At 69.8% G+C, this 13,682-nt stretch carries 14 protein-coding genes and 1 tRNA gene; 7 read left to right on the forward strand and 8 right to left on the reverse strand.

Going from position 1 to position 13,682, the window contains the following annotated elements; genetic code table 11:
• Nucleotides 1-4: 4 nt before the first annotated feature.
• Complete coding sequence (locus tag IE245_RS01125) at nucleotides 5-502, reverse strand: phosphoribosyltransferase (RefSeq protein WP_150229323.1); 498 nt, start codon at nucleotides 500-502, stop codon at nucleotides 5-7.
• 14 nt (nucleotides 503-516) lie between these two features.
• A complete protein-coding gene (dcd, locus tag IE245_RS01130; RefSeq protein WP_189944652.1) occupies nucleotides 517-1,092 on the reverse strand; it encodes a dCTP deaminase in 576 nt (191 codons plus the stop codon).
• Between the two features lie 411 nt (nucleotides 1,093-1,503).
• On the opposite strand from dcd, the gene IE245_RS01135 reads away from it, so the two are divergent.
• Nucleotides 1,504-1,574 (forward strand) — tRNA-Gly (locus tag IE245_RS01135).
• A 233-nt stretch (nucleotides 1,575-1,807) separates the two neighbouring features.
• Here the strand turns inward: IE245_RS01135 and IE245_RS01140 are convergent.
• From IE245_RS01140 to IE245_RS01160, 5 genes are all read right to left on the reverse strand, one after another.
• Nucleotides 1,808-2,962, reverse strand: coding sequence for a helix-turn-helix domain-containing protein (locus IE245_RS01140; RefSeq protein WP_189944653.1), 1,155 nt, complete (start codon nucleotides 2,960-2,962; stop codon nucleotides 1,808-1,810).
• A gap of 30 nt (nucleotides 2,963-2,992) precedes the next feature.
• Nucleotides 2,993-3,640, reverse strand: a complete 648-nt coding sequence (locus IE245_RS01145; RefSeq protein ID WP_189944654.1) for a hypothetical protein — start codon at nucleotides 3,638-3,640, stop codon at nucleotides 2,993-2,995.
• Between the two features lie 153 nt (nucleotides 3,641-3,793).
• On the reverse strand, nucleotides 3,794-4,933 hold the full coding sequence (locus tag IE245_RS01150) for a tyrosine-type recombinase/integrase (protein WP_189944655.1): 1,140 nt from the start codon (nucleotides 4,931-4,933) through the stop codon (nucleotides 3,794-3,796).
• Entirely contained in the window at nucleotides 4,933-5,151 is a 219-nt protein-coding gene (locus tag IE245_RS01155; protein ID WP_189944833.1) for an excisionase family DNA-binding protein, read from the reverse strand. The genes IE245_RS01150 and IE245_RS01155 overlap by 1 nt, the downstream gene beginning before the upstream one ends.
• Before the next feature lie 190 nt (nucleotides 5,152-5,341).
• Nucleotides 5,342-5,836: a helix-turn-helix domain-containing protein gene (locus IE245_RS01160; protein ID WP_189944656.1), complete on the reverse strand. Its 495-nt coding sequence runs from the start codon at nucleotides 5,834-5,836 to the stop codon at nucleotides 5,342-5,344.
• A gap of 290 nt (nucleotides 5,837-6,126) precedes the next feature.
• Here IE245_RS01160 and IE245_RS01165 point away from each other — a divergent pair, with 290 nt between their 5' ends.
• From IE245_RS01165 to IE245_RS01180, 4 genes are all read left to right on the forward strand, one after another.
• Entirely contained in the window at nucleotides 6,127-7,329 is a 1,203-nt protein-coding gene (locus IE245_RS01165) for a DUF3631 domain-containing protein (protein ID WP_189944835.1), read from the forward strand.
• A 361-nt stretch (nucleotides 7,330-7,690) separates the two neighbouring features.
• Nucleotides 7,691-8,635: a DUF2637 domain-containing protein gene (locus tag IE245_RS01170; RefSeq protein WP_189944657.1), complete on the forward strand. Its 945-nt coding sequence runs from the start codon at nucleotides 7,691-7,693 to the stop codon at nucleotides 8,633-8,635.
• A gap of 283 nt (nucleotides 8,636-8,918) precedes the next feature.
• The gene (gene mobC, locus IE245_RS01175; protein ID WP_308436592.1) at nucleotides 8,919-9,365 is read left to right on the forward strand and encodes a plasmid mobilization relaxosome protein MobC; all 447 of its coding nucleotides are present in this window, start codon (nucleotides 8,919-8,921) and stop codon (nucleotides 9,363-9,365) included.
• The gene (locus IE245_RS01180; RefSeq protein ID WP_229851023.1) at nucleotides 9,362-11,032 is read left to right on the forward strand and encodes a relaxase/mobilization nuclease domain-containing protein; all 1,671 of its coding nucleotides are present in this window, start codon (nucleotides 9,362-9,364) and stop codon (nucleotides 11,030-11,032) included. The genes mobC and IE245_RS01180 overlap by 4 nt, the downstream gene beginning before the upstream one ends.
• A gap of 198 nt (nucleotides 11,033-11,230) precedes the next feature.
• On the opposite strand, the gene IE245_RS01185 is transcribed toward IE245_RS01180, so the two are convergent.
• Nucleotides 11,231-11,470, reverse strand: coding sequence for a hypothetical protein (locus IE245_RS01185; RefSeq protein WP_189944659.1), 240 nt, complete (start codon nucleotides 11,468-11,470; stop codon nucleotides 11,231-11,233).
• 164 nt (nucleotides 11,471-11,634) lie between these two features.
• On the opposite strand from IE245_RS01185, the gene IE245_RS01190 reads away from it, so the two are divergent.
• Both IE245_RS01190 and IE245_RS36660 read left to right on the forward strand, forming a co-directional pair.
• Complete coding sequence (locus IE245_RS01190) at nucleotides 11,635-12,867, forward strand: helix-turn-helix domain-containing protein (RefSeq protein WP_189944660.1); 1,233 nt, start codon at nucleotides 11,635-11,637, stop codon at nucleotides 12,865-12,867.
• Nucleotides 12,868-12,922: 55 nt separating this feature from the next.
• Nucleotides 12,923-13,366, forward strand: a complete 444-nt coding sequence (locus IE245_RS36660; protein WP_229851024.1) for a hypothetical protein — start codon at nucleotides 12,923-12,925, stop codon at nucleotides 13,364-13,366.
• The last annotated feature ends 316 nt before the right edge of the window (nucleotides 13,367-13,682 follow it).

The following is a 13,682-nucleotide window of genomic DNA, read 5'->3' on the forward strand; positions in this document are numbered from 1 at the left end:
GGGCTCAGGCGTCGAGCACCTGGCCCTCACGCTTGACGACGGGCGGCTCGACGGACCAGGGGAAGTTGATCCACTCGTCGGTCTTCTTCCACACGTACTCGCACTTCACGAGGGAGTGGGACTTCTCGTAGATGACGGCGGAGCGGACCTCGGCGACGTGGTCCTTGCAGAAGTCGTGGACCAGCTTCAGCGTCTTGCCGGTGTCCGCGACGTCGTCGGTGATCAGGACCTTCTTGTCGGAGAAGTCGATCGCGTCCGGGACGGGCGCCAGCATGACCGGCATCTCCAGGGTGGTCCCCACGCCCGTGTAGAACTCCACGTTCACGAGGTGGATGTTCTTGCAGTCCAGCGCGTAGGCGAGGCCGCCGGCGACGAAGACGCCGCCGCGCGCGATGGAGAGGACGATGTCGGGCTCGTACCCGTCGTCGGCGATGGTCTGGGCCAGCTCGCGGACGGCCGTCCCGAAGCCCTCGTACGTCAGGTTCTCGCGCACTTCACTCATGTCCGGCTACCGCCTCACACCTGGGTCCGATGGAAGTTCATGTACGAGCGGGAGGCCGTCGGGCCCCGCTGCCCCTGGTACCGGGAGCCGTACCGCTCGCTGCCGTACGGGAACTCGGCGGGCGAGCTCAGCCGGAACATGCACAGCTGCCCGATCTTCATCCCGGGCCACAGCTTGATGGGGAGGGTCGCGAGGTTCGACAGCTCCAGGGTCACGTGCCCCGAGAACCCCGGGTCGATGAACCCGGCGGTGGAGTGCGTGACGAGCCCGAGCCGCCCGAGGGAGCTCTTCCCCTCCAGGCGCGACGCGATGTCGTCCGGCAGGGTGATGACCTCGTAGGTCGAGGCGAGCACGAACTCGCCCGGGTGCAGGATGAACGCCTCGTCGCCCTCCGGCTCCACCTCGCGCGTCAGGTCGAACTGCTCGATCGCGGGGTCGATGTGCGGGTAGCGGTGGTTCTCGAACACCCGGAAGAAGCGGTCGAGCCGCACGTCGATGCTCGACGGCTGCACCATGGATTCGTCGTACGGGTCGATGCGCACCCGCCCGGCATCGATCTCGGCCCGGATGTCCTTGTCTGAGAGAAGCACGCCCCCACGATACGCAGAGGGCGCGGACCTCCCCAATCGGGACCGGCTCCGCGCCCCACCCGGTTCACCCAGCTCAGCGCTGCTGAACCTCCACCGGCACCGCGTGCCTCAACCGCGCGCACCGCGGACACCGGATGAGCCGCCCGGGCCCGATCCGCCCGGCCCCGAGCTGCTGAAGCGGAAACGATACGGTACTGAACACGTGCCCTTCGGCACAGCGGACGACGGTGCGCTCCACGGAACCCATCAAGTCCCTTCCCCTACACACATGCTGGCTGAGACAGCCACATTAGGGGATCAACAGGACACCCTCCACGCGGCACTCCGACCCACCGGGGAGACGCGGGCGACGCCACCCGTGGCACATGGGGTACAGTGTGCAACGATGCGACCGGCTCATCCGGCCGCAACGCGGATGTAGTTTAATGGTAGAACATGAGCTTCCCAAGCTTATAGCGCGGGTTCGATTCCCGTCATCCGCTCTTGAACGAAGGCCCTGGTCAGAGACCAGGGCCTTCGTCGCTGTCTAGACCTGTCGGGGACTGCCGTGCCCTCCGCGTGCCCCAACTCGGGGATATGCCCTGTAGACAGGTCTGCCCCTGCACCACCTAGGTGGTGCAGGGGCAGACCTGTCTCAGAATGCGAGCGCGACTTCGCTGTGACTCGCGCCACTTCCGACCGGCGGAACGTTCCTCCGCACATACAAAGGCGAGTGTCAGCGCACGACGGAGAGCTGCGGTCTACGGGAGGCAGTCGTACGGGCGCCACCGCGCCCGCCCTCCTGGGCGATGACCACCAAGCCGAAGATCAGGTCACTGAGATCCGCCGGCCTCAGGTCGAGATCGCGTGCGATTTCCGCCAGCGGGGTGCCTTCCGCTCGGAGAGCGGCGAAGACCTTGCCCAGCACCTGGGAAGTTTCCCGCGTGAGCGTGCTCTGGGGCTCCGACTTCCGGAAGCCCATGCGACTGAGATCGACGCAGTGCGTGCGGTACTGCCATTCGGTGGTGAGGTTGAGTTCGTGCAGGCGGTGGGCGAGTGCCATGGCGGCGACTTTCCAGCGTCGCTTCGCCTGCAGGATCCAGGTGGTGCTCGGGTTGCGAGGGGCGTGTGCCAGAACGTCTGCGGCCGGCATGAGCAGGGCCGCAGCGAAGCGGTGTGCTTCGCCTTCGGCCTGAGGCCCGTGGGGTACCTGCTCCTCACCGTGCAGAACCAAGTGCCCCAGCTCGTGTGCGGCGTCGAAGCGTCCGCGCTCGGCGGTCTTCTCTGTGTTTAGCAGTACGAACGGAACGCCGCGGTCCCAGAAGGAGAAGGCGTCCACTTCCGGGCAGTCCCGGGACAGCGAGAACACGCGCACCCCGTGCGCTTCGAGCAGGTGAACCATGTTGGGGATCGGGGCCACTCCCAACCCCCATCGAGTGCGAACCAGTTCAGCTGCGCGCTCGGCGGGACAGTTCTCGGCCCCGGCCTCGCCGGGAAACACCGGTTCGTCGTCGCTGCCGAGACGGCTGAACGAGGTCAAGGACGGAAGATCTGGCGCCGGCAGCTTGAAGCGAGCCCGGATCCAGTCCTGCAAGATCCGGGCGAGGCGACCACTGCTCAGGGCGATGTCTCGTTGTGAGGCCGTCATCTTGCTGAGCGCCCTGAAGCTGACCGACTCGACGGGCAGGTCGACGACCTCTTCGGCAAGGAAGAAGGACTCCGGGAACTCCAGAGCCTCAGCAAGGCTGGCCAGGGAGGCCGGGGGAGGGTAGGCCCGGCCGTTCTCGTAGTCGGACAACCGGCGGGCGGTGAGTCCGACCATCTGGGCGAGACGGGTGACGGTGAGCCCGCGGCGCTTGCGCGCCAGGACGAGCCGGGATGCGGTGGTCATGGGAGTGCCAATGGGTTGTGGGGTGGACGATCAGCCCAGACGCTCGATCGGGATGTCGATGCCGCCTTCGCCGTCGTCGTCGTTCGGGAACGGGTTGAAGCCCTCGAAGTCGATGTAGGGGAAGATGATCCGCTCGTGCCAGCTGTCGATCTTGCCACGGCTTCCCGGGTTGGTCGGCAGCGACAGCTCGTAGTAGAGCCGCGTACCCGTCAGGGTGTTCACGTGCTGGTACAGGAGGAACCAGGTCGGGATCCCCTCGCCGACTCCCTGAGGCTCGGATTCGGCCTCGTAGCCAGGGAACATCAGCTGCCGGTTGGTCTCAACCCGGCGGATGACCGCCGTGCCCTTCGAGTAGCGGGTGGCAGGGGTGAGCGCGGCGTAGCCGGTGGCCTTGTTACCGCTGGAGGCGGTGATGGCGAAGTCCTCTTCCGGCGACAGCAGGAGCGAGACGTTCTGAGGGCTCACGCTGCGCCATCCATCAGGGATGTACGCCTCGCGAAGGAAGCGGATGGTCCTACCCCAGAAGATGTTGCCCGGGAGCGAGACCGGGTCGAGGGGCGTGCAGAAGTTGCGCTCCGCCTCGGCACGCCGCAGCACGTTCTCGATGGTTTCGGCCGAGAGCCCCAGGTCTGTGAGACGGCTCTGGCCGCGTGAGTCCTCAACGTGCATGACTGCCATATTCAGCCCCTGACCACGAAGTGCGATTTCCGGAAATCCTCCCTCATCCGAGGGAGGAAATCAAGAAGCGCTGCTGGTCAGTCGACTGTCGGGCTTCGGGCATCCCCGGTCAGAGCCGATCGTGAATCGCTCTGACCGGGGACGTAACGGATCTCAGTCGGACTCGACGCGAGCCGCACGTCCGCGCAGCTCACGGACCTTGGCGTCGATACCTCCGGCGACCTCCTGCTGGCGGGCGTCGTCGGAGTGCTGGTAGATCATCGCCGCCTTTTCCGAGGACTGGCCGGCGCGGACCATCGTGTCCTTCAAGGTGGCGCCGGACTGGGTGGAGAGGGTGTGGCCCGTGTGCCGGAGGTCGTAGAAACGGAAGTCCTTCGGCAGGCCCACCGCCGCACGGGCCTTCGCCCACTTCCGGCCGAAGGTGGTCCGCCGGAAGGGTGCTCCCTTCTCCCCGACGAAGAGCAGCCCGTCGGGCTCCTTCTGCGCGAACCAGTCCAGGTGCCGCTTGACCTCGATATAGAGGAACGTGGGCAGGTGGATGGTTCGGACACCGGCCGCGGACTTGGTGTCGCCCTCGACGCGACGTCCGGTGTTCAGTTCCGGAGCGGCCTCCGTGACCCGTACAGCGAGCGGGTCGAGAGTGATCGAGTTCCGGCGCAGAGCCGCCAGTTCCTCCGGGCGCATCGGACCGTAGGCGCCGAGGTACACCATCAGCCGCCAGCGGATCCCGATGGCCTCGGCGAGGGCGTCGACCTGCTCGACGGTGGCCGTCGTGCGCTCCTTGGCCTTCTCGCTGCCGGCGCCCCTGATGCGGCACGGGTTGCGGCGGATCAGCTCGTCGTCCGCAGCCGTCTCCATGATCGCCTTGAGCAGGCGGTAGGACTTGGCGACGGTCGTGGCCCCCGTGGCGGCCAGACGCTCGGCCCGCCACGTCCGCACCGTCGGCGGGGTGATTTCGTCGAGGTCCACCTCACCGAAGAACGGCAGAAGGTGCAGCCGCAGGAGGCGGCGGTACAGCTCGTCCGTCGTGGCGGACAGGCCTCGTTCCACCACCCACTTCAGGGCGTACTCCTCGAAGTTGACCGCCCCGACCTCGGGGTCTACCCAGACATTGCGCTGGATGTCCGCCTTGGTGAGGGTCAGCCAGTCCTGGGCCTCGGTCCTCGTCTCGAAGGTCTCCGGCGCGGTACGCCGAGACCCGTCCGGCGCCCAGTAACGGGCCTGCCAGCGCCCCGAGGGCAGCTGGCGCACCGTGCCGAACTCGCGCCGCCGCTGCGGCTTGCGGCCCGCCATCAGGCCGCCTTCCCGAAGCGGGAGCGCGCGTCGCGAAGCGTGGGGACCGTGCGCTCCTCGACGTACGCGGTCAGCACGCTGTCGGCGATCCGGACGTGCTTGCCGAGCTTCACGTAGCGGATCCGGCGTTCCTGGATGAGCCGGCGGATGAAGCGGACTCCGGTGCCGAGGCGTTCAGCGGCCTCGTCGACCGTGAGCAGACGGTCGTTGTTGTTCACCTCCTTCGCCGTGCGGGGCTGGGCGGAGGTGTGGGGTATTGCCGTGTGGCGCAAGCGGGGTCCTCTCCTGGCCTCGGCTGATGGGGCGGCAACCCCGGCCGGGCCGTGTCGTTCAGGGATGGGATGGGGTGGGCGTGTGATGCGGCCGGGGTCCCTGGGGTTTGCGGGCCAGGGCGGCCAAAGGAGCGGGCTACGGCTGGGGCGGCAGGCCGAACTCCTCCTGGTTGATCTTCATGGTGCTCTCGGCGATGGCGTTGCTGACCACCGCGTTGGCCTCCTCGCGGATGTCCGGGTGCTCGTCGAGGTAGGCGATGAGTTCGGCGTTGACCCGCCGGTACGCGTGCTGGGCTCTCTGGGCGGCCGCGTTGGCGGCCACGACGGTGTCGATCAGTTCCATGGCGCGGCCGGCGGCGGCCAGGGCCGGCGGGCCGACGAGGTTGGACAGCGACACCCCGAAGACCTCAGCGAAGCCGATGGCCTCGTCGAGGTTGATGCGGCGCTTGCCGTTCTCGATCCGCCATACCGCCGACGGGTTCATCTCGTAGCCGGCCTCGTTGAGGCGGTCGGAGAGCGTGGTGGTGCTCCAGCCACGGTTCTCGCGCTCGGCCTTGATCCGCTTGGCGGCGTTGTCCTCGCCCTTGAGCAGGACACCCTCGGATGCGTCCTCGCTGTTATCGTCGGGCATCGACCCCTCCTTCCTCTCGCAGCATGTCCCTGCAATTCGCAGCAGCCTAAACAGTACACCACGTTCTGCTGCTTGCATAGCTGCTCTGCATGTGGCATGGTTGTTGTGCTGGACCGCTGCTGTCCGCAGGAGACCGCCAGCACCTAGCCAGACATGCAAAAAGCCCCCCGGTGCTTGCGACACCGAGGGGCTCAAAGCGCAAACCTCACGCCGCCCATCCCTGAACGACTACCTGCAGTGCCGGGATTGCCGTCCCATATGGCCGCAGATTGAGGAGCTCGATGTCCAGTATGGACGAAGCCACCCCGAACACGCCATCGCTTCCCGTCGAGTGGCCGCCGACCGCCGTCCCCGGCCAGCCGACCGCCCCGCCGCCCGACGCGCACTCCGAGGGCGTAGATGTCCTGGACCTGCTCCGGGACGCGATCCGGCGCTACGTCGTGATGCCGAGCGACGAGGCCCTGACCGCGACCACGCTGTGGGCGGCGGCGACCCATCTGCAGACGGTGTGGCAGCACGCGCCGCGCCTGGCGGTGGTCGGACCGGCCAAGCGCTGCGGGAAGTCGAGGCTCCTCGAAGTCCTGATCGAGGCGGTCCACGAGCCGCTGATCACGGTCAACGCCTCCGCTGCAGCGATCTTCCGGTCGATCGGCGAGGGCAACCCGCCCACGCTCCTCGTGGACGAGGTCGACACCATCTTCGGCAGCCCGAAGGTCGCGGAGAAGAACGAGGAGATGCGCGGCCTGCTCAATGCCGGCCACCAGCGCAACCGGCCCACCCTCCGGGTCTCCGGCCCCAACCACGAGGTGGTCAAGTTCGACACCTTCGCCATGGCCGCCCTCGCCGGAATCGGCGACCTCCCCGACACGATCATGGACCGGTCGGTCGTCATCCGCATGCGGCGGCGAGCCGAGACCGAGACGGTCAGCTTCTGGCGCTACGGCCGCGACGACCTGGCCGTACGCGAGCTCCGGACCCGGCTGGCGGCCTGGCTGGCCTCCGTACGCGAGAAGGCGCTCGCCCTGGAGCCGAAGATGCCGGTCGAGGACCGCGCCGCCGACACCTGGGCGCCGCTGATCAGCGTCGCCGACCTCGCGGGCGGACACTGGCCCGTCCTGGCCCGCACCGCGTGCACCGCCATGACCGACTACGAGGCCGGGCGGGACGAGGACGGCGGGCTCAAGATCCGCATCCTCGCCGACATCCGCCGCGCCTTCGCCTCCGAAGGGGACCAGGCGGCGATCCGCACCGGCCGCCTCCTGGAGATCCTCAACGCCGACCCCGAGGCGCCCTGGGCCGAGCACAGCCCCAACGGGCTCACCCCGCGCGGCCTGCAGATTCTGCTCCAGGACTACGGCATCAAGTCGGCCAACCGCCGCTTCCCCGGCGGCAACCAGGCCAAGGGCTTCACCCGCGCCCAGTTCGCCGACGCCTGGGCCCGCTACTGCCCGCCCGAGGCAGCCCCCGCCCTCCCCGTCGAGCCCGGCGCCTGACCCTCCCCGACTCGTCCCACCCGTCCCCGCGCAGGTCAGCGCGGGGACGAGTCCCCGACCCGCAACGAGTCGACTCGACATCAACGCCCCACCCGTACCTGCCCTGACCAGCGGCGGGACGGGTGGGACGAGTCCCCACCGCCCACGGCCGCCCACGCCGGGATGACCGCACCCAGCCCTGCGCAAGCTCCCTTTCCCCACCCTGGAGACCGCCCTCTTGCACTTCCCTGCCCCAAGCGCCCCAGCAGCCATCCGCGCCGGCATCGCGCGTCTCACCTCCGGTGCCACGAACGACGACCTCAGGCAGCGCGATGACTCTGGCGACGCTCGCCGAGCACCCGCATCCGCTGGGGGCCGGCGTGTGAACCGCACGGGACGCATCGCCCTCGTCATCGGCCTGGTGGCCGTCGTCCTCATGGCCTTCCGGGTCTCGTGGAACGCGCTGTCCGACGTGGCCCGCGCTATCGGCGCTGACTCCACCGCCGCCTTCCTCTACCCGATCGTCGTCGACGGCCTGATGGCCCTCGCCCTGATCGCCACGCTCGTGCTAACCGACGCCGACCGGAAGTTCGCGCTGCGGGTTTTGGCGACCTACACGATCGCCAGCCTCCTGCTGAACTACGTGCACGGCCTCGTACCGGCCCTCCACACCGACTCGATCCAGTGGGGCCGACTGACCGACCTGGACTACGCGAACTGGGCCCTCGTCCTGCTGGCGACCTCACTCCCGGTCGGGTCGATCTACTTCGGATCCGACCTCGTGGCCAAGGTGCTGCACCACCACCCTGAGTCGGCCGACTCCCCCGAAGCGGCCTCTGCCCGGTCGGTCGGCGACCAGGCCCTACGGTCGACGCCTGACCGGCCCGAATCGGCCTCGGAGCAGCTGCCCGAGTCGGCCCCCGTGGAGGTCACCAAGGCACCTGCCACGGGGCCGACCGAAGGAACCGAAGCGGCTCCCGACACCCGACCGCCTCGGTCGGCCACGGTGGCGCAGTCGACCGGAGCCACACCGCGCCGAGCGACCGGTCGGGTCCCCGACGCCGCCAAGTCGACCGCCGACCGCACCCGCACCGACGCCGACCTCCTCGACAAAGCCCGACTCCTGACCGCCGACTGGACCGACGACCAGCTGACCGCCGAGGGTCTGCGCCGCGAACTACGGATCGGCCTGCCCCGGGCCCGCACCCTGCGCGACCGACTGCAGGCCGAGCGGACCGGCCAGGCCCAGCACGCCACGGACGACGGCTTCGAGGCCGGACCACTCGGCGGACTGAACGAAGCCGCCTCCCCCGTCGGCACCGGCTGACCCTCACAGCGCCCTGACCCGCCCTCCAACGCATCCCGTGTCCCCATGCAGCCGAGCACGGGGCCGCGGGGCCGCACACACCCAAGCACCCACGGAGAACCGGCCCATGCACGACCCGAACCACGAACTCCCCACCACCCAGCAGGAGACGACTGCCGGCCTCAACCGCGCAGCAAGGTATGGCGTTGGACCGTCCAGTGGCCGGTCCATCGCGGAAGCCTCCGCCCCGGGGGTGGCGGAGGCGGCGGGTCCCCGGCGCGAGGGCGCACCGGGAACAGGGGGTGTGCGCGCGGCGGACGAGGCCGCGCTGCACCGTGTCGCCCGCCGTCGCGCCCGCCAGGACGTGCAGCGCAAGGAGCGTGTCGACGTCCGCTACAGCGTCGACGAGAAGCAGGCGATCTGCGCGGAAGCCAGCCGCCGCGGTCTGGCCGGCTCGCACTTCGTCGGCGCCGTCGTCATGGCCCACATCAACGGCGACCTCACCCTTCCCGCCGAACGGACCGCCATCGACGACCTGATCGACGAGTACGCGGCCCTGCGCGAGCAGGTCGCCAGGATCGGCACCAACGCGAACCAGATCGCCAAGCGCCTCAACTCCGGCGGCGACACACACCCTGTGGACGCCGCCGTCCTCGCCGAAGCCGCACGGCTCGTTGCCCTCGTCCAGGACACGGTCAAGGCGGTCGACACCGCCGCCGATGTGGCGGCCACAACCCGCCTGGCGGCATGATGATCGCGAAGATCGGCAAGCCCGGCCGCAAGACCAGGGGCGTCCTGAACTACCTGTTCGGGCCCGGCCGGGCCAACGAGCACGCCGACCCCCACCTCGTCGCCTCCTGGGACGGCTTCGCCCCCGACCCCGGTCGCGACCCCGACGCCACCCTCGCCCAGCTCGCCACCGCCCTCGACCTGCGGGTCAAGCAGGCCGGCCACAAGGCGCCGAAGGGCCACGTGTGGCACTGCTCGATCCGCGCCGCCCCCGAGGACCGCCACCTGACCGACGACGAGTGGGCCACCATCGCCCGCCGCGTCCTGAACGCCACCGGCGTCGCCCCCGCCGGCGACCCCGACGCCTGCCGCTGGGTCGCCGTCCGCCACGCCGACGACCACATCCACATCGTCGCCACCAAGGTCCGAGGCGACCTCCGCCCGCCACGGAACTGGAACGACTTCGTACGCGCCGACAAGGAACTCGTCGCCATCGAGAAGGAGTACGGCCTCCGCCAGATCCCGCGCGGAGACCGCGCCGCCGCCAAACGCCCCACCCGCGCCGAACAGGAGAAGGCCCGCCGCACAGGGACCGCCCGAACGTCTCGGGAACGCCTGCGCACCATCGTCCGCACCGCCGTCTCGGCCGCCACCACCATCGAGGAACTCTTCCGAATCATCGAAGGGACCGGGGCCCTCGTCGACGTCCAGTACTTCCCCTCTGGCGACATCCGCGGCTACAAGGTTGCCCTCGCCGGCGACACCAACGCCCAGGGCGAACCGGTGTGGTTCTCCGGCTCAACCCTCGCCCCCGACCTCTCCTACCCCAAGATCGCCGAACGCCTCACGACCACAGCCACAACCCCGGCGGAGCCGACGGAAGCCACCACCTGGCGACGGCTCGCCATCGCCGTCGACAAGATGCCCGACCACCTCGCCCAGAGCGAGGACGAGAACGGTCAGGCCTACATCGCCGTACTCCTCGAAGCCCTCGACGCGCTGCCCGTGCTCGCTCCCGCCGATCTCCGGCCCCAGCTCCTCCAGGCCGCCACCGCCTTCGAGCACGCCGGCAGGTCCCGTATCGCCGCCCACCACCAGCAGGCCCAGGCCATCCGGCAGGCGGTGAAAGCGATCCTGCGACAGCCCGCCCCCAAGGACGGCACGCTCCTCGTGCTCGCCCTCGACGCCCTCGTGCTCGCGGTCATCGCCGCTCAGCACTGGCACCGAACCCGATCCCACCACCAGCAGGCCGAGGCCGCACAGCAAGCAGTCGTCCACCTCCGCGCGGCCCACCGAACCGCAGCCGCCGAGTCCTTGACCACGCTCCGCCACCGGGGTGAGCTTCTCCCGCAGTGGCAGCTGAACCGGCAGGTCGCCGCAGTACGCCACGCTCTGCCCGACCTGGCCGAGCGGATCCTCGCCGAGCCCGACTGGCCCGCCCTGGCTGCCACCCTCAACGAGGCCACAGCAGCCGGCCACTCCCCCGCCCGACTCCTCGCCCAAGCCGCCGGCCAACGCGAGCTCGACACCGCCCACAACCTCAGCGAAGTCCTGGCCTGGCGCCTTAACCGCTTGCGGGACCCCATGACCGAAAGGCCCTCGGCCCGCATAGCTGCGACCCCGATTCATCCCGGCTCCACCACCCCACCGCATGCCCCACCCACGGCCTCCCGGCCAAGGAGCAGGTGACACGGCGCTCACCGCACGTGACGCATCGGCGTGTCCATTCAGTGGACAGCCGGACCGTTCTCTCGGTGAACCGTCCCCGTGTCCACCCGGTGAACGCCCCCTTGTTCACTGCGTGAACAAGGGGGCGTTGCTCCATCAGCGCGTTCCGAATCGGAACACTCTCTCTGTTCCGAACCGGAACAGGTGGCCGCCGTACGATCAGCCGCTGTGGTTGAGGACGTTGCCGCTGGTGCAGTGGTTGACGGTGTCGCCGACCCACGCCCCACCCACCGGGACGACCGCAAGCTCCTGGAAACAGACTGCAGCGGCGCTGAAGTTCCAGTTGTTCGCGGCGTTCACCCCCGGCCCGAAGTTGCTGTCGTGGCCGTCGGCGTGGGCAGGGGCGGCCAGGGCCAGGCTCGTGAGGGCCAGGGCGGCAACGGAGATGATCTTCTTCATGGTCCGCCAACCGCCGACCACCCTCCACGGTTACGGCGGCCTGGCAACAATCCGCCGGACGCCCCCTCCGGCCGCCGTCCCTCTGGGTACCGTGCTGGTGACGAACTCCGCACGGACAGACCGGAGCACCCGCACGGCCGTCCGGCGGTTGGGGAGGTGTCCTGATGCTGGAGGAAGCCGAGGAGATCGGCCGGCGCGTCCGCAGGGCGCGGCTGCGGCTGGGGATGCCGCAGGCGGATCTGGCCACGGCCCTGGGGAAATCGCAGGGCTGGGTGTCGAAGATGGAGCGGGGCCTGATCGAGCTGGACCGGGTCGGGCTGCTCAACCAGGTGGCCGCCGAGCTGCACGTTCACCCGAACGACCTGATCGGCCGCCCGTACAGCAGCTCCCCGGACGACAACCAGTGGCAGATCGCCGCCTCGTCGATCCTGCGCGAGCTGCGCCGCTACGACCTCGCCCCCGTCTTCGACGGGACGCCGAGGCCGGCGCCGCAGCTGTGGCGGGAGGTGACGCGGCTCCACCGGCTCCGGGACACCGCCGCCAACGTGGCGATCCTCCGCGTCCTGCCCGACCTGTTCCGCGAGGCTCGCGCCCTGGCGGAAGTCTCGGCGGAGGGGCACGATCGGGAGGAGGCGTACGCGATCTACGCGGTCTGCTGCAAGTTCGCCCACACCGCCGCCCACTCCCTCGGCCACCCCGAGCTCGTCGCAATGGCCTGCGAGCGGGCCGCCTGGTCGGCCCGCCTCTCCGGGGACCCGGTGCTGCCCGCCGTCGCGGACTGGATGCGGGTCTGGGACATGTGGGCGACGGCCGACTGGGAGGACGCGCTGACGCTCTCGGACAAGGCGATCGGGTCGGTGCAGCAGACGTATGAGCACGGCGACCCGCTGGCCGTACGGGCCTGGGGGACCCTCCAGCTCCGCGCTGCGATCTCGGCCGCCCGCGCCGGACGCCCGTCCGAGGCGGAGGACCGGATCGGGTACGCGAAGGACGCCGCCGAGCGGATGGACGCGTACGTCGGTGCGCCGGTGTACGACCGGCACTCGCTGACGTTCTCCGCCGGGAACGTGCAGATCCACGCGATCAGCGTGGCCCTGGAGATGGGCGAGCAGGGCAAGGCCCTGGAGATCAACCGCCGCACCAGCCCCGAACTCGTCGGCGCGCTCCCCAACTCCCGTCAGGGACACCACCACATGGACATCGCGCGGGCCTGGCTGTGGGACGGCAACCGCGACAAGGCCCTCGTCGAGCTGGAGACCGCCGAGCGGATCGCGCCCCAGCTCGTACGGAACCACCCAATCGCCCGCTCCACCCTCCGAAGCATCGTGTACGCCGAACGGGCATCCACGCGCGAGAAGTTGCGGCGCATGTCCGACCGCTTTCACCTGGACGGATAGGGGTCGTATTCCTCCGGCTCATATTCGGGGTCGCGGCCGTCCCTAACTTCGGGGCATGACCGGACGACGCACACCTCATCTCCCTTCCGAGGGACCGGAGTTACGCCTGGCGGTTCCCTTCGCGCCCCGACTCGGCGACCTCGCCGCCGACACCGCCCACAGTGGTCATGTCGGCGTCGTGGTCGCCCTCCCCGGCGAGGACTCCGCCACCACCTACCACCTGCGCCCGCCCGGCGGCGGCCCCACCTGGTCCGCGCCGGCCGACGGCTCCACGCTGCTCCCGGTGCCCGCGCAGATCACGCACGCAACCCTGCTTACCAGCGGGGACGCGGTCTACGACCCGCGTACCAACCAGGGCTCGCTGCCCATCGTGTTCCACTTCGCCGACGGATCGACCAGCGAGGGCGCCCTCGTCCTCGCCCCGGCGGAGCTGGAACGGCTGCACGCCCAGACCGGGCGCCTCCTCGCCAGCCACGACAAGGCCAGTGGCCTCGTATGAGCAGGTCCCGCCACCGCCGGCGCCCGGCCCCCGTACGCGCAAGGGCTGATCGCAGCGGCCGGTACGCCCTCACGTTCCTGGCCCTCGTCGGTCTGGCCGGGCCCGCCTGGGCCCTGCGGTCCCAGACCGACCACCTCCTCGGCTCCCCGGGCCACAGGGCTGCCGTGGCCGTGCCGGACGCGCCTCCGTTCCCCCATGCCATCACCGACCGCTGAACGGCCCTCCGCCGAGGAGACCCGGAGCCGGCCTCCCCGTACCGCTCCCGCACCACTCGGCGGAGGGCGACCAGCCACGTCCTCCCTCAGACTCGCGAAAG

The organism is Streptomyces roseolus (assembly GCF_014649855.1).
GTDB lineage: Bacteria > Actinomycetota > Actinomycetes > Streptomycetales > Streptomycetaceae > Streptomyces > Streptomyces roseolus.